The 16,100-nt window shown below is 67.1% G+C and carries 11 protein-coding genes; 7 read left to right on the top strand and 4 right to left on the bottom strand.

Going from position 1 to position 16,100, the window contains the following annotated elements; genetic code table 11:
- Positions 1 to 95: 95 nt before the first annotated feature.
- The 3 genes from secD to E4J89_RS06790 all read left to right on the top strand — a co-directional run bounded on the left by secD (position 96) and on the right by E4J89_RS06790 (position 5,425).
- Positions 96 to 1,823: a protein translocase subunit SecD gene (gene secD / locus E4J89_RS06800; protein ID WP_136785379.1), complete on the top strand. Its 1,728-nt coding sequence runs from the start codon at positions 96 to 98 to the stop codon at positions 1,821 to 1,823.
- The gene (secF, locus tag E4J89_RS06795) at positions 1,823 to 2,815 is read left to right on the top strand and encodes a protein translocase subunit SecF (RefSeq protein ID WP_136785378.1); all 993 of its coding nucleotides are present in this window, start codon (positions 1,823 to 1,825) and stop codon (positions 2,813 to 2,815) included. Before secD ends, secF begins: the two co-directional genes overlap by 1 nt.
- Positions 2,816 to 3,214: 399 nt before the next feature.
- A complete protein-coding gene (locus E4J89_RS06790; protein ID WP_136785488.1) occupies positions 3,215 to 5,425 on the top strand; it encodes a bifunctional (p)ppGpp synthetase/guanosine-3',5'-bis(diphosphate) 3'-pyrophosphohydrolase in 2,211 nt (736 codons plus the stop codon).
- Between the two features lie 68 nt (positions 5,426 to 5,493).
- Here E4J89_RS06790 and E4J89_RS06785 read toward each other — a convergent pair whose 3' ends face one another.
- The 3 genes from E4J89_RS06785 to E4J89_RS06775 form a co-directional block, all read right to left on the bottom strand.
- Entirely contained in the window at positions 5,494 to 6,111 is a 618-nt protein-coding gene (locus E4J89_RS06785; protein ID WP_169303933.1) for a type IV toxin-antitoxin system AbiEi family antitoxin, read from the bottom strand.
- Positions 6,112 to 6,207: 96 nt separating this feature from the next.
- Positions 6,208 to 8,010, bottom strand: coding sequence for a DUF349 domain-containing protein (locus E4J89_RS06780; protein WP_240691762.1), 1,803 nt, complete (start codon positions 8,008 to 8,010; stop codon positions 6,208 to 6,210).
- Between the two features lie 64 nt (positions 8,011 to 8,074).
- On the bottom strand, positions 8,075 to 8,866 hold the full coding sequence (locus tag E4J89_RS06775; RefSeq protein ID WP_240691761.1) for a peptidylprolyl isomerase: 792 nt from the start codon (positions 8,864 to 8,866) through the stop codon (positions 8,075 to 8,077).
- 207 nt (positions 8,867 to 9,073) lie between these two features.
- Here E4J89_RS06775 and hisS point away from each other — a divergent pair, with 207 nt between their 5' ends.
- Complete coding sequence (hisS, locus tag E4J89_RS06770) at positions 9,074 to 10,423, top strand: histidine--tRNA ligase (RefSeq protein ID WP_136785375.1); 1,350 nt, start codon at positions 9,074 to 9,076, stop codon at positions 10,421 to 10,423.
- A gap of 80 nt (positions 10,424 to 10,503) precedes the next feature.
- Here the strand turns inward: hisS and E4J89_RS06765 are convergent, their stop codons facing one another.
- Positions 10,504 to 11,754, bottom strand: a complete 1,251-nt coding sequence (locus E4J89_RS06765; RefSeq protein WP_240691760.1) for an APC family permease — start codon at positions 11,752 to 11,754, stop codon at positions 10,504 to 10,506.
- A gap of 208 nt (positions 11,755 to 11,962) precedes the next feature.
- On the opposite strand from E4J89_RS06765, the gene aspS reads away from it, so the two are divergent.
- From aspS to E4J89_RS06750, 3 genes are all read left to right on the top strand, one after another.
- A complete protein-coding gene (aspS, locus tag E4J89_RS06760; RefSeq protein WP_136785373.1) occupies positions 11,963 to 13,768 on the top strand; it encodes an aspartate--tRNA ligase in 1,806 nt (601 codons plus the stop codon).
- Between the two features lie 92 nt (positions 13,769 to 13,860).
- On the top strand, positions 13,861 to 14,478 hold the full coding sequence (locus tag E4J89_RS06755; RefSeq protein WP_136785372.1) for a GNAT family N-acetyltransferase: 618 nt from the start codon (positions 13,861 to 13,863) through the stop codon (positions 14,476 to 14,478).
- A gap of 180 nt (positions 14,479 to 14,658) precedes the next feature.
- Positions 14,659 to 16,077 (top strand): replication-associated recombination protein A, encoded by a 1,419-nt coding sequence (locus E4J89_RS06750; RefSeq protein WP_136785371.1) that lies wholly within the window; start codon positions 14,659 to 14,661, stop codon positions 16,075 to 16,077.
- Positions 16,078 to 16,100 lie beyond the last annotated feature (23 nt).

Here is a 16,100-nt window from a genome sequence, read left to right as displayed (position 1 = left end):
CACATCGGCGTGCAGTGGCGGGGCATGCCCCCGCCACTTCGCCGTGTACCGGCCGGTTTGGCCGGCCGCCTGAGTCGATGAGAGAAAGATCTTCCATGGCACGATCCGGTTCCACCAGCATTGCTCGGCGGACACTTATATGGCTCGGTGTGCTGCTTGCCGCCGGTACCGTCATCCTCGGCAGCGGTGTTTTCACCAACCAAGCGAGCTGGGCGCCGAAACTGGCGCTCGACCTTGAGGGCGGCACCCAGATGATCCTGGCGCCGAAGGTGCAGGGTGCCGGAGGCCAGATCACCGGTGAGCAACTGAACCAGGCCGTGGAGATCATCCGCCAGCGCGTTGACGGCTCCGGCGTGGCAGAAGCGGAAATCACCACCCAGTCCGGCCGCAATGTGGTGGTCAGCCTGCCCGGCATTCCGGACCAGCGCACCCGCGAACTGATCCAGGCATCAGCCGACATGGAATTCCGCCCGGTCCTAACCGCTGCGACGGGCGCGGCTGTTCCCGAAGCGGAGCGGACACCGGTGAAGGATATTCCGAAACCGACGGCCAAGCCGGAGAACTTCAGCGACCCGAACTGGATCACACCCGAACTCTTCCAGGAATTCGAAGCGCTCGACTGCCTTGACCCCGCCGCTGCGGCGAACGAGGCCGAACCCGCAGACCCGGCGAAGCCGATGGTTGCCTGCGAACCGGACACCGGAATGAAGTACATCCTGGGCCCGGTGGAAGTACCCGGCACCGACATCGCCGACTCCAGCTTCGGACAGACCCGCGGCCAGCAGGGACAGACCCTGAACCAGTGGGCCGTCAACATCGAGTTCAACGGCGAAGGTACCCGGACCTTCAAGGCGGTCACGGAACGTCTGTTCGGGCTCTCCGGAGCCCGGAACCAGTTCGCGATTGTGCTGGACGGCCAGGTCATCTCCGCACCGACCACGAACGCCGTCATCCCGGACGGTAAACCGCAGATCACCGGCAACTTCACCGAAGAGTCCGCGCGCGGCCTTTCCGAACAGCTGAAGTACGGCGCGCTGCCAATCAGCTTCGAGATCCAAAGCGAGCAGCAGATTTCCGCAACGCTCGGCGCCGACCAGCTGCGGATGGGCCTGATCGCCGGACTCATCGGCCTGGTGCTGGTCGCCGGCTACTCACTCTTCCAGTACCGGGCGCTCGGCTTCGTCACGATTGCGTCGCTGGTGGTGGCGGGCCTGATCACGTATCTTGCCATTGCGATTTTGGGCTGGACGGAAAACTACCGGCTTTCGCTGGCCGGCGTCGCCGGCCTGATTGTGGCCATCGGCCAGACTGCAGACTCGTTCATCGTCTACTTCGAACGCATCCGCGATGAGCTGCGCGAGGGCCGGGGCCTGGTCTCCGCGGTGGACAACGGTTGGAAGCGTGCACGGCAGACCGTGTTGGCCTCCAAGGCAGTCAACCTGCTGGCCGCCGTCGTGCTGTACTTCGTGGCAGTGGGCAACGTGCGAGGGTTCGCCTTCACGCTGGGCTTGACCGCGGTGGCCGACCTTCTGGTGGTCTTCCTGTTCACCCACCCGACCATGGTGCTGCTGGCCAAGACCAAGTTCTTCGGCGAGGGCCACCGGTTCTCCGGCCTTGACCCGCGGTTGCTGGGTGCGGTGCCGCTCTACCGAGGTGCGGGGCGCGTCCGCCAGCCGGGCGAACGCACTACCCCGGTCCGGGCCAAGAACACCGCGGCAGCTGCCGAAGCGGGCCGCCGCCAGACCATCGCCGAACGCCGTGCGGCCGAGAAGCAGCAGGCGACCAGCGGCGCAGGCCGCGGGGCCAACAAGGAGAGCAACTAATGGCCAACTTTGCTAAGTGGGGTAACGATCTCTACACCGGCAAGCGCTCCTATGACTTTGTCGGCAAGTACAAGGTCTGGTTCGCCATCGCCATCGTCGGCATCCTCCTCTCCATCGTGGTGCCTTTCGTCAAGGGCGGCTTTAACCTAGGCATCGATTTCCGCGGCGGTTCCGAGTTCACCGTGTCCAACGTTCAGAACACCGACGCCGGACCGGGCGAAGCTGCCGTCGCCAAGGTCGCTTCGGAGTCCGATCCTCGGGTGACCAACATCGCGCCGGGCACCATGCGGATCCAGACCGAACGGCTGGACGATGATCAGACCCTGCAACTGCGCGATGAGCTGGTTGGTGCCTACGGCGTTCAGGCCAACGAAGTGACCTCCTCGTACGTCGGTCCCACCTGGGGCGCAGACGTGACACGGCAGGCGCTCTGGGGCCTAGTAGTGTTCGTTGTGCTGGCGGCGTTCATGATGGCGATGTACTTCCGGACGTGGAAGATGTCCATCTCCGCGCTCAGCGGGCTGGTGGTGGTGCTGGTCCTGACCGCTGGCATCTACTCGCTCAGCGACTTCGAGGTCACGCCCTCGGCGATCATCGGTTTCCTGACCATTCTGGGCTATTCGTTGTATGACACGGTGGTGGTCTTCGACAAGATCCGTGAGAACACCAAGGACTTGGACAAGTCCACCAGGAGGACGTTCGCGGAGGAGGTCAACCTTGCCGTGAACCAGACGCTGGTCCGGTCCATCAACACCTCCGTTGTCGCCGTCCTGCCGGTGGCCGCCATTCTGTTCATCGGTGCGTTCGTCCTGGGCGCTGGCACGCTGAAGGACCTGTCGCTGGCCCTCTTCATCGGCATCATCATCGGCGCGGCGACCACCATCTTCATTGCGGCACCGATGTACGCACGGATCCGTGTGAAGGAACCGGCGCTGGTCAAGCAGGCCCAGCGGGTAGAAGAACGACGCCGGAACGAGGCTGTCACCGTCTGACGGCGCTCCGCGTTCTGGCGAAGTGTGACGGTCAGTGGCGCTGTCCCGGGGCCCCGGCTTGTGTGCTGCTGGGGGCCCAAGGCTGTGAGGCGTCCCTGCCGGGCCGGGGGAGTGTGACGCGGCTCCGGGTGCCGGGGCAGCAGGGGCGGGCATAGACTGGACGTTGCGGAGCAACATGCAGGTGGTGCTTCGGCTGGCGAGTGGGATAACCGGCGCCAGCGTCAGCTTCAGGACAAGTTGGAAAGGCGGGCAGGATTGGCCGAGAACCTCAGGTCGACCGAGCAGGCCAGTGATAGCGGCGTGAAGCCGGATCCTGGTTCTTCTGTAGTGCCTGCGGTCAAGGACACTCCGGCTACCGCACCGGTCCGCCATGCCTTCCCGGGCCGCCGGGAACGCACTATGTCCCGGCTGGCCCGGCTGGCCGGCAGGGGTGGTTCCGGCTATTCGCCCATCCTCGAGCCACTGCTGCGCACCGTGCGGGCGAACAATCCCCGCGAGGACTTTGACCTGATCCAGCGCGCTTTTGTTGTGGCCGAACGCAGCCACCGCGGACAGAAGCGCAAGAGCGGCGATCCCTACATCACGCACCCGGTGGCGGTCGCCACCATTCTGGCTGAACTGGGCATGACCGGGACCACCCTGGCCGCCGCGCTGCTTCACGATACCGTCGAGGACACGGAATACACCCTCGACAACCTCAAGAAAGAGTTCGGCCCGGAAGTCGCCATGCTGGTCGACGGCGTCACCAAGCTGGACAAAGTGCAGTTCGGCGACGCGGCGCAGTCGGAGACCGTGCGCAAGATGGTTGTGGCGATGGCCAAGGACATCCGCGTCCTGGTGATCAAGCTCGCCGACCGGCTGCACAATGCCCGCACGTGGCGCTTCGTGTCCCCGGAGTCTTCCGCCAAAAAGGCCCGTGAGACCCTGGAGATCTTCGCACCGCTGGCCCACCGGCTGGGCATGAACACCATCAAGTGGGAGCTGGAAGACCTCTCGTTCGCGGCCCTGCATCCCAAGGTCTACGAGGAGATCGTGCGGATGGTGGGGGAGCGCACCCCCGAGCGCGAGAAGTACCTGACCACGCTGCGCACCAAGATCGGCGATGATCTGCGTGCAGTGAAGATCAAGGCCACGATCACCGGCCGGCCGAAGCACTATTACTCCATCTACCAGAAGATGATTGTGCGGGGTAAGGACTTCGACGACATCCACGACCTGATGGGGATCCGGGTGCTGGTGGACACGGTCCGCGACTGCTATGCCGCGCTGGGAGCCCTGCATTCGCGGTGGAACCCGCTGCCCGGCCGGTTCAAAGACTACATCGCCATGCCCAAGTTCAACATGTACCAGTCGCTGCACACCACAGTGATCGGGCCGGGCGGCAAGCCGGTGGAGATCCAGATCCGTACCCACGAGATGCACCGTCGCGCCGAGTACGGCGTTGCGGCGCATTGGAAATACAAGGACATTGCGCGCGGCGGAACTGCCGACGGCGGCGACATGGGATGGCTCCGGAGCCTGGTCGACTGGCAGCAGGAAACCAGCGATCCGGCCGAGTTCCTCGACTCCCTGCGGTTTGAAATCAACGCCAAGGAAGTCTTCGTCTTCACGCCCAAGGGCGAAGTCATGGCGCTGCCGGCCGGTTCCACGCCGGTGGACTTCGCCTACGCGGTGCATACCGAAGTGGGCCACCGCACCATCGGCGCCCGGGTCAACGGCAAACTGGTCCCGCTCAACAGCGAGCTCAACCACGGCGACTGGGTGGAAATTTTCACCTCCAAGGCGGAGGGCGCGGGCCCGAGCCAGGACTGGCAGGGCTTCGTCAAGAGCCCGCGGGCACGGAACAAGATCCGGCAGTGGTTCACCAAGGAACGCCGCGAAGAGGCGATCGAAAAGGGCAAGGAACACCTCACCCGCGCCATGCGGAAGCAGAACCTGCCGCTGCAGAAGATGATGACGCACGATGCGCTGATGTCGGTGGCGCAGGAACTGCACCATGCCGACGTGTCCGCGCTGTATGCCGCGGTGGGCGACGGCCACACGTCCGCGCAAAACGTCATCGAGCACCTGGTCGGCCTGCTCGGCGGACAGGAAGCCGTCGAGGAAACCGAGCCGTCCATTTCGACCGTGGTCAGGCGGCCAAAGCATCCGGACTCCGGTGTCACGGTGGTCGGCGTGGGCGATGTCTGGGTCAAGCTGGCCCGGTGCTGCACCCCGGTTCCGCCGGATCCGATCGTCGGGTTCGTGACCCGTGGCTCGGGCGTCTCGGTGCACCGGTCCGACTGCCGCAATGTGGCGGAGCTGCGGGAAAGCCCCGACCGGATCGTCAACGTCGCGTGGGCACCCACCCAGTCCAGCGTGTTCTTGGTGGAGATCCAGGTGGAGGCATTGGACCGCAAGAGCTTGCTCTCCGACGTCACGCGCGTGCTGGCCGAGAACCACGTCAACATCCTTTCCGCGACCGTGCATACCTCCAGCGACCGGCTGGCCATCTCGCGGTTCTCCTTCGAGATGGGCGATCCGAAGTACCTGAGCCACGTCCTCAGTGCTGTCCGGCGCATCGACGGTGTGTACGACGTCTACCGCACCTCGGGCTCGCAGCGCCGCTGATCCAATGCCGGGCCGTTGACTCGCCGGTGCAGGGCAGCGTCCGCGGGCGCGGGCTGGCGTGGGCTGGGCTAAGGGTTCGCGCCTAGTGCCGTGTCGATGCGCTCTAGCGCGCGGGCCTTGCCAGGCAACCTGGGTTTGGCCTCGATCGCCTGCCGAATTACGTCCAGCCGACAGCCGAGCGACTTGGCCTGCGCCAGCGCGCACAAGACGCGGACCGCGTCTGGTTCCGGTGCGTGCAGAGCTACGTCCAGCGCCGTCCGCAGCGGGGTGCTGACCGGGACGCCGCCGATGGTCACCGTATCCAACGGTCCCAGCGTCACCTCATGGATCAGGGCCAGGCGATAGCGGCCCTGCGAGGTTGCCCTGTGCCGGTGATCCAGCAGGACCGAGAGCTTTTGGGGCTCCGGGGCACAGCCGTAGACCCAGGCCGCCGTCAACCTGCCCAGCACCACCTTCCGGCGGACCTGCTCGGGCAGGCTGAAGAAGGCGGCAGCCGCGCGGTGCCGGGGCGTGACTTGGTCCCAGGGCAACGCGAAGCCCGGACCATAAACGTTGACCAGCAGGCCGTCCAACCTCATGCACTCGAGCTCGCTGCGACTGAACGGGTGGCCGGGCCTCAGAACCATCGGCGGCACCTGCACCGTGGAGACAGCAGCCGGCGAAGCAGGGGAAGGGTGAAGGGCCATGCCAGCCAGCATGCCAAACGGCGTCCGGCAGCCGAAGGGCCGGGACCGCTTTGTGGAAAGCGGTCCCGGCCCCTCCGGTTGTGTAGGTCGTGGCTGCTAGGAGAAGTCCTCTGCGGAGCGCTGGAGGGTGTCCAGCCACTGGCGGCGCGCCTCCAAGGCCTCGCGTGCCGCGGTGATCCGCCGCTGGTCTCCGGCCTGCTCGGCCTGAGCCAAATCATCCTCAAGCCCGGCAATGGCGGACTCAAGCTGGGACAGTGCGCTGTTGGTGCGGGCCTTGGTTTCCGGGTTCGTCCGGCGCCAGTGGTCGTCCTCGGCAGCCTTGACGGCATCCTCGACCTTGCGCAGGCCGGCGTCGATCCGCTGCATGTCGCCGCGGGGAACCTTGCCTGCTTCCTCCCAACGATCGCGGATCGACTGCAGGGCCTTCTTGGCCGCGGCCAGGTCGGTCACCGGCAGCAGCGCCTGTGCCTCGACTACCAGCGCCTCCTTGACCGCCAAGTTGGCGGAGAATTCCTGGTCGATCGCCTCATTGGCGGACTGCCGAGCAGCGAAGAACTTGTCCTGGGCCGCACGGAACCGCGTCCACAGGGCGTCATCGTCCTTGCGGCTGGCGCGCTTCGAGGCCTTCCACTCGTCCATCAGCTTGCGGTACTCGGCGGCCGTGTGGCCCCAGTCGGTCGAGCTGGAAAGCTCTTCGGCACGCGCGATCAAGGCTTCCTTGGCAGCCTTGGCCGCGGCGTTGTCGCTGTCGAGCTGGCTGAAGAAGGCGCGGCGGTGCCGGTCGAAGACCGTGCGCGCGGAGCGGAACCGCTTCCACAGCGCATCCTCGGTGCTGCGGCCCAACCGGACGCCGCTCTTCTGGGCGGACTTCCAGGCATCGAAAAGCTCGTTCATCCGTGCGCTGCTGGTCTTCCACTGAACCGTCGACGGTTCCTTGCCCGCAATCTCCTCGGCCTCGGCGACGATGGCCTCCCGGGCAGCCAGTTCAGCGGCCCGCTGGGCCTCCTGCCCGGCCTTCTCGGCCTTCTGCAGTTCGCTGATGGCAGTGCCCAGTGATTCCAGCCTGGTCTCAAGTGCGGGGATGTCGCCCACCATGTGGCGTTCTGCCGTCTGAGCCTTCAGATGTTCCAGAGTCTTGTGCATGTCGGTGGACGGCGCCTTGGCTTCCACACGCTGCTCCAGCAGTGCCGCCTGGGCTGCGACGTCGTCGTACTTACGCACAAAGTAGGCCAGCGCCTCGTCTTTGCTGGTATCCGGGTACTGCCCAACCGGGTGTTCCTGACCGTCGATCAGCAGGAACACGTGGCCGTCGTCGGTCACCCGGGCCCACTTGGACGCCTCGGACAACGGCGTGGAGGTGACCGTCGGGGCCGAGATGACTTGCTGTGCGGAAGCCGCAGTGGCGCTCTTCCCGAACATGGCGGCGGGCGTGGGCTTCGGGCCGGGCATGGGCTTCGGCGTCGGCTTGGGAGCCTGGCTCGGGGCCGAGGGCGCAGCTTCAGCAGCAGCCGGTGCCTGCTCAGTCTTGGCCTGGTCAGCCGGTTCCTGAGCCGCCGGCTTAGCCTGCTCAGTCTGGGCCTGAGCGGCCGGCTTAGCCTGCTCAGTCTGGGCCTGTGCGGCCGGCTCAACCTGCTCTGCCGGTGCCTGTCCGGTCTCGGCCTGCTCCTGAGCGGCCGACTCGGCCTGCTCCTGAGCGGCCGACTCGGCCTGCGCCTGCTCGGCCTGCGCCTGCTCGGCGTGCTCCTGCGCGGCCGGCTCGGCCGTAGCCTGCTCGGCGTGCTCCTCGGGCGACTGCCCGGTCTGCTCGGTCTGTGCCTGATCAACCGATGCCGGAGCGGCCGCGGCCTGCTCGGTCTCGGTGGTCTGAGCTGTTTCGTCGGATTGTTGACTGGGTGTCACCGCTAGAACTCTTTCGCTTGTGTCCGGGACCGCCTTTTGAGGCGGCACCGTCGTGGTGTTGGGCTCACTGGATGGTGAACGACTTTATTGTTACCGGTATTTTAGGCGGTCCGTCCTGGCTGGCGGCATCCTCGACGCCGCCGGCCGCAATCTGCTCGATGACGTCCAGCCCTTCGGTTACCTTACCCATAATCGTGTAGCCGCCGGTATCCTGCGGGATCGTCGAATCTTTCCACGCAATGAAGAACTGCGTGCCGTTGCTGTAGGTGCTCGCGCCGCGGGCCACGGCGATCGTGCCGGCGGGGTACACGCCGTCGTCCGGGGTGTTCTCTACCGGCCCCCACTGGTATTCCGGGTCGCCGCTGCCTGCGCCGTCCACTGAGCCGCACTGGAGCACGCCCATGCTGGTGGCTGTGGTGAGCCGGTGGCAGGACTTGCCCTCAAAGAATCCGTCCCTTGCCAGCGTGCTGAAGACCGCCGCTGCCTGGGGAGCGGCCTTGCCATCCAATTCCACGCCGATATCGCCCTCATTGGTCGCGATGGTGCCGTTGAAGACTTTGCCGGCGGCAAGCTCTGGCGACGGGATATGCGCCGCATTGCCGGAGGACGACGGCGAGGGGACGGCTGCCGGGTCCTCGAGGCCTTTGCGGACCTGGTCCATTTGGGACGGAGTGGGGTTCGAGGCGAACACGGTGAGCTGCACGGTTACGGCACCGGCCACCAAGGCTGCGATCGCCACGCCGGCCGCAATATTGTCCCTTTTGCGCCGCGCCGATTGCTGCCGGCGCAGGTCGCGCTTGGCTTCCATAAGGGCAATTCGCCGCCGGGCTTCGCGGTCCGGACTTTTCCGTGCCAAAGCTCCTCCTGGTCTCCGCTGACGTCTACGCTGACTGGGTCCGCCCCGCCGGCGGCGGCCGCACCGGCAGCGCGGATTGGTTCCGCTGCCGTGGCAGGCCTTAAAATGGTCCAGCAGCCAGTTTAGCGATTCAGTGCCGCTGCGCGGTCGCCGGCTTCAGAACGATCAGCCCTTCTTCACCCCTCATGTACTAGGAGATACGTCCGTATGGCACGCAAGGCCTCGCTGTCAGGCTTCCCGGAATGGCTTCCGCAGGAGAGGCTTGTGGAACTTCACGTGCTGGATTCGCTGCGCCGGACCTTTGAGCTGCACGGCTTCTCCTCCATTGAGACCCGCGCCGTCGAGACCGTAGCCCAGCTGCTGCGCAAGGGCGAGATCGATAAAGAGGTCTACGGCCTGCATCGGCTGCAGGCCGATGAAGCCGACGGCAAGGGCGACGACAAACTGGCCCTGCACTTCGACCTCACCGTGCCGTTCGCGCGCTATGTAGTAGAGAACGCCGGCCATCTGGCCTTCCCGTTCCGCCGCTACCAAATCCAGAAAGTCTGGCGCGGGGAGCGCCCGCAGGAGGGCCGTGCCCGCGAGTTCACCCAGGCGGACATCGACGTGGTGGGCGACGGCGAGCTGCCGTTCCGCTACGACGTGGAACTGGCACTGGTGATCGTCGAGGCCCTCGGCGCCCTGCCCATCCCGGATTTCAAGCTGCGGGTGAACAACCGCAAGCTTGCCGAGGGCTTCTACCGCGGCATCGGCCTGACCGATACCGCCGGCGTGCTGCGCAGCATCGACAAGCTGGAGAAGATCGGCCCGGAAAAGGTTGCCGCGCTGCTGCAGGAAGAACTCGGGGCCACCGACGAACAGGCGCAGGCCGCGCTCAAGCTGGCCTCCATCCGCACTGAGGACACATCCTTCGTGGACCAGGTCCGTGCCCTGGGCGTCCAGCACGAACTGCTGGAAACCGGCCTGGCCGAACTTGAGGAAGTCATCGGCGAGGCGCACCGGCGCGCCCCGGGCAAGGTCATGGCCGACCTCAGCATCGCCCGCGGCCTGGACTACTACACCGGCACCGTGTACGAAACCGTGCTGGTGGGCCACGAGCAGCTCGGATCCATCTGCTCGGGCGGCCGGTATGACGCGCTGGCAACCAAGGGCAACCGCACGTTCCCCGGCGTCGGGCTGTCCATCGGGGTCACCCGATTGGTCATGCGGATTTTGGGCCAGGAGTTCGCCACCGCGTCGCGGCATGTCCCGACGGCGGTGCTGGTCACCTTGGCGAACGAGGACAGCTGGTCGCAGGCCCAGGACGTGGCCGGTCAGCTGCGCGAACGCGGCATCAGCGTGGAAGTGGCAGCGAAGGCCGACAAGTTCGGCAAACAGATCAAGTACGCCGACCGCCGCGGCATCCCGTTCGTCTGGTTCACCTCGGTGGCAGAGGACGGCAGCCTGAGCCACGAGGTGAAGGACATCCGTTCCGGCGACCAGACCGCGGCCGATCCGGCCAGTTGGACGCCGCCGGCCGAAGACTTGGTTCCGCAGGTCACCGCCGTCGCCCACTAATCCTGGCGGTTTAGACCGACCCGCACTCGCCCAACGGGTTCTCCGGTGGGCGAGTGCGGACGTGCTGGCGGGGCCGTTACTTAGGCTTCCGGCCGGCGCCGCAGCCGTGCCAGTACGGCCCGGCCGATCACGCCGACGGCGAGGACCGCGACCATCAGCACCACCGAGGTAATCGGCAGCGTAAACGCCAGCAGCAGGCAGCCGACCAGCCCGGCAACATTCAGCAGCTTCGGCGCGTGCCACGGCCGTTCGTCCAGGGTCAGGGCAGCGGCATTGGCAACGCTGTAATAGATCAGCACGCCGAAGCTGGAGAAGCCGACCACGGCCAGCACGTCCTGGGTCAGGAGCAGGAAGATCACGACGACGGCGACCACCACTTCCGCTGCCCACGGAACCTTGAAGCGCGTGCCCACCCTGGCGAAGATCCGGGGCAGGTCCCCTTCCCGGGCCATGGCAAAGGTGGTCCGGCCCACGCCGGCGATCAACGCCAGCAGCGCGCCGAGGCTCGCCAGGGCAGCGGCCAGGGCAATCGCCGTGGTGCCCACTCCGCCGCCGACTTCCTCCATCACCGCGTGCAGCGGGGCTTCGGTCATGGCCAACAATTCCGGTCCCAGATAGCGCAGCAGACCCAGGCCGATCAGCACGTAGAGGACGAACGTGATCAACAGCGCGGAGAAGATAGCCAGCGGGATCAGTTTCTTCGGTTCGCGGATCTCTTCGCCCATGGTCGCAATCCGGGCGTAGCCGGCGAACGCGAAGAAGAACAGCCCGGCGGCCTGCAGGACTCCGTAGGCGGACACCTCGGACTGGGTTGCCGGCCCGCCGATCGGGTCGGCGTCGAACGCCACCACCACCACGAACACCAGGACGGCGGCCACAAAAGCCACGATCCAGCGGGTCACCCAGGCGGTCCTGGTGATGCCCAGCAGGTTGACCGTGGTCAGCACCACCACGGCGGCCACGGCGGCGGCGGTGGCATAGTCGGGGAAAACGTAAATGCCGAAGGTCAGCGCCATGGCGGCGCAGGACGCAATTTTGCCGGTAACGAAGCTCCAGCCGGCCAGGAAACCGGGCCATTCGCCCAGGCGCTTCCGGCCGTAGATGTAGGCGCCGCCGCTGGTGGGGTAGAGGGTGGCCAATTGCGCCGTGGCGCTGGCGTTGCAGTACGCCACGATGCCGGCGATGGCCAGCGCCAGCGGCAGCCAGGGCCCGGCCGCGGCGGCAGCCGGCGTAAAGACGACGAAAACGCCCGCGCCGATCATGGAGCCGACGCCCACCGTGGTGGCGTCTACCCCGCCCAACCGGCGTTCCAGCGATGATTCACTACTCACAGATGCCACAGCTCCTAGCTGCGGGCCCGCAGGGTCTCCGGCCTCTCGGGCCGCTGTGCCGCATGGTGCGGAGGCAAGGGTCCGGGGCGCCGCGTGATCAACGGTAAACTCGTGTACGTCTCCACTAACCATAGCCGTACGCCGCAGCCGCACAGGTAAACAACAGCAGGCGGACAGCTGAGCAATTCGTTCTACCGGAAGGACTGTTGTGCTGCGCACACACGACCTCGGCACCCTCAGGGCCGAGCACATCGGACAAACCGTTACCCTCGCCGGCTGGGTGGCCCGCCGCCGCGACCACGGTGGTGTGGCCTTCCTGGATCTGCGCGATGCCTCCGGCGTGGCCCAGGTGGTGGTCCGCGAAGAGGACGTCTTCCATGCGCTGCGCAACGAGTATGTGCTGCAGATTAAAGGCACCGTGGAGAAGCGACCCGAGGGCAACGAAAACCCGGGCCTTGCCAGCGGCGAGGTAGAGGTCATCGCGGAGGACGTCGTCGTTCTCAACACCGCCGATCCGCTGCCGTTCCAGGTGGATGAGCATGTGGAGGTGGGCGAGGAAGCCCGCCTCAAGCACCGTTACCTGGACCTGCGCCGGCCCGGTCCGTCGAAGGCGCTGCGGCTGCGTTCGGAGGTCAACCGGGTGGCGCGTGATCTGCTGCACGCCGACGGGTTCGTGGAGATCGAAACCCCGACGCTGACCCGCTCGACGCCGGAAGGCGCCCGCGACTTCCTGGTGCCGGCACGCCTGGCCCCCGGCTCGTGGTACGCGCTGCCGCAGTCCCCGCAGTTGTTCAAGCAGTTGCTGCAGGTGGGCGGCTTCGAGAAGTATTACCAGATTGCCCGCTGCTACCGCGATGAGGACTTCCGCGCCGACCGGCAGCCGGAATTCACTCAGTTGGACATCGAGGCCAGCTTCGTGGACCAGGACGACATCATCGCGCTGGGCGAGCGGATTGTGCAGGCGCTGTGGCGGCTGATCGGCGTCGAGATCAGCACCCCGATCGCGCGGATGACCTACGCCGAGGCGATGGACAAGTACGGTTCGGACAAGCCTGACCTGCGGTTCGGCCAGGAGCTGACCGAGCTGACCGAGTTCTTCAAAGACACCACCTTCCGCGTCTTCCAGGCCCCCTACGTGGGCGCCGTGGTGATGCCCGGCGGCGCCTCGCAGGCCCGCCGGACGCTGGACGCCTGGCAGGAATGGGCCAAGCAGCGCGGCGCGAAGGGCCTGGCCTACGTGCTGGTCCAGGAGGACGGAGAGCTCACCGGTCCGGTAGCCAAGAACCTCACCGACTTCGAACGCGAGAACCTCGCCGGCACGGTCGGCGCCAAGCCCGGTGACTGCATCTTCTTCGCCGCCGGCGACCGGCCCTCGTCCCGGGCGCTGCTCGGCGCGGCCCGGGTGGAAATCGGCCACCGCACCGGATTGATCAACGACGGCGACTGGGCGTTCGTCTGGATCGTGGACGCGCCGATGTTCGAGCCCGCCGAAGCCGCCGTGGCCTCCGGCGACGTGGCCGTCGGTTCCGGCAAGTGGACGGCCGTGCATCACGCCTTCACCTCGCCTAAGCCGGAGTTCATGGACACCTTCGACACCGACCCGGAGTCGGCGCTGTCCTACGCCTACGACATCGTCTGCAACGGCAACGAGATCGGCGGCGGTTCCATCCGTATCCACCAGCGAGACATGCAGGAGCGCGTGTTCAAGGTGATGGGCCTGGACAAGGAATCGGCGCAGACCAAGTTCGGCTTCCTGCTGGAAGGCTTCAAGTACGGCGCCCCGCCGCACGGCGGCATCGCGTTCGGCTGGGACCGTGTGGTGGCGCTGCTGGCCGGCGAGGATTCGATCCGCGAAGTCATCGCCTTCCCGAAGACCGGCGGCGGCTACGACCCGCTGACCGCGGCACCCGCAGCGATCACGCCGCAGCAGCGCAAGGAAGCCGGCGTGGACGCCAAGCCGCAGCCCAAGGAACCGGCAGCCAAGGAGTCTGCCAAGGAAGCCGGGGCCAAGTAAACCGGCACAGCCAGCATCCCTTTCGGCATTGACGGACGACGGCGGGCGCGTACCTCTTGTGGTGCGCGCCCGCTGTGTTGTCTGCTGGGGGCATGACTACGGAGACCGGCGCCGCCGTTGCGATTGTGCCTGCGAACGAGGCGTCGTGGGACGAACTGCAGTTAGTGCTGGGCGTCCGCGGCGAGGCTGCCCGCTGCCAGTGCCAGTGGTTCCAGTCGGCTCCGTCCCAATGGCGCGAGGAGCACATCGAGGAACGGGCCCGCCGGCTTCGGGCCGGGACCGCCTGTGGCGATCCCGCGGCCGGATCCACCAGCGGCCTGATCGCCTACCTGGACGGTGAACCGGCCGGTTGGTGCGCGGTGGAACCGCGGACGGCCTACCGTCGCTTGCGGACCAGCCGGGTGGTGTGGACCGGCCGCGACGAGGATCCGGACGACGGCAGCGTCTGGGCAGCTGTCTGCTTCGTGACCCGGAAGGGTTTCCGGCGCCGGGGCATCAGCCGGGCGTTGGCCGCAGCCGTGCCGGACTGGGCGGAGGAGAACGGGGCCCGCGCCGTCGAGGGGTACCCGCTGGTCCTGAAGCCGGGGCAGGAGATGACGTGGGGCGAACTCTATGTGGGCAGCCACAGCATCTTCGCCGCGGCCGGTTTCCGCGAAGTCAGCCGCCCCACCGCCCGCCGGGCCGTGATGCGGATCGACTTCGAGTCCTAGCCGGGCCGTGATGCGGATCGACTTCGCACCCCAGCCCGGGTAACTGCGCTGTAAGCAGGGTTGCCCGCCTTGCCCGGGGACGGGAACGGGGCTCAGGCAGGGCAGAGCGCGGGTGATGCCGGAACTTCCGCGCGGGGGGTGCCGCCAGCACGGCGCCGCGGAACGGATAGCCTTGACGGTGTGAGTGATTTGTTCAGTGCAGCCGCGGACGACGACGAAGAATACGACGGCGGTGGCCAGGATTCCTGGACCGCCGACGGCGGCGGCTCCTCGCGGCCGCGCAGCCCGCTGGCGGTCCGGATGCGGCCGCGCACCCTCGACGACGTGGTGGGCCAGCAGCACCTGCTCCAGCCCGGGTCGCCGCTGCGCATGCTGGCGGCCGGCGGTGCGGCCACCGGACCGGCGGGACCGTCGTCGGTCATGCTGTGGGGTCCGCCCGGCACCGGAAAGACCACGCTGGCGCACGTGATCGCGCGCGGCCCGGGCCGGAAGTTCGTGGAGCTGTCCGCGATCACCGCCGGCGTCAAGGACGTGCGCCGCGTGATGGACGAGGCACTGACCGCCCGCGACCTGCACCGCACCACCACCGTGCTGTTCCTGGACGAGATCCACCGGTTCAATAAGGCACAGCAGGACGCGCTGCTGCCGGGCGTCGAAAACCGCTGGGTGGTGCTGGTTGCCGCCACCACGGAGAATCCATCCTTCTCGGTGGTCTCGCCGCTGCTGTCCCGCTCGCTGCTGCTGACCCTGAAACCGCTGACCGCCGACGACATTGAGCAGTTGCTGGTGCGCGCGGTCCAGGACGAGCGCGGGCTGGCCGGCCGTGTGGAGCTGAGCGAGGAGGCACTGGAACATCTGGTCCGGCTGGCCGCCGGCGACGCCCGCCGCGGCCTGACCTCGCTGGAGGCGGCGGCTGGTGTGGCCTGGGGCGAGTCCGGCGGGGAAGGCGAAGACGGCGCCCCGGTTCGGGTGGAGCTCAGCCACGCCGAGCGCGCCACGGACCGTGCCGCCCTGCGCTACGACAAGGCCGGCGACCAGCACTACGACATCACCAGTGCCTTCATCAAGTCCATGCGCGGCTCCGACGTGGACGCCGCGCTGCACTACATGGCCCGGATGCTGGAGGCGGGGGAGGACCCGCGCTTCGTGGCCCGCCGGATCATGGTGCACGCCTCCGAAGACGTCGGAATGGCCGATCCCACCGCGTTGCAGACCGCCGTCGCCGCCGCGCAGGCGGTCCAGCTGATCGGCATGCCCGAAGCCCGGCTGGTCCTGGCCCAGGCCGTGGTCCACATTGCCACCGCGCCGAAGTCGCCGGCCTGCCACGACGCGATCAACGCCGCGGTGGCCGATGTCCGGGCAGGCCGCGGCCAGGGGGTTCCCCTTCACCTGCGCGATTCCCACTACGCGGGGGCGAAGGGGATGGGCCACGGCAAGGGGTATGTCTACTCGCACGACGCCCCGCACGGAATCGCCACCCAGCAGTACGCGCCGGACGACCTGGTGGGCCGGAACTACTACGAACCCACCACGAACGGCGCCGAACGGGAGATCTCGGCGAGGGTGGACCGGCTGCGCAAGATCATCCGCGGGTCATAACGACGGCGGGCATTGACGGCAGC

Origin of the sequence: Arthrobacter sp. CAU 1506, assembly GCF_005047635.1 — a bacterium.
GTDB lineage: Bacteria > Actinomycetota > Actinomycetes > Actinomycetales > Micrococcaceae > Crystallibacter.
This window is presented reverse-complemented; position numbering and strand designations above follow the sequence as displayed.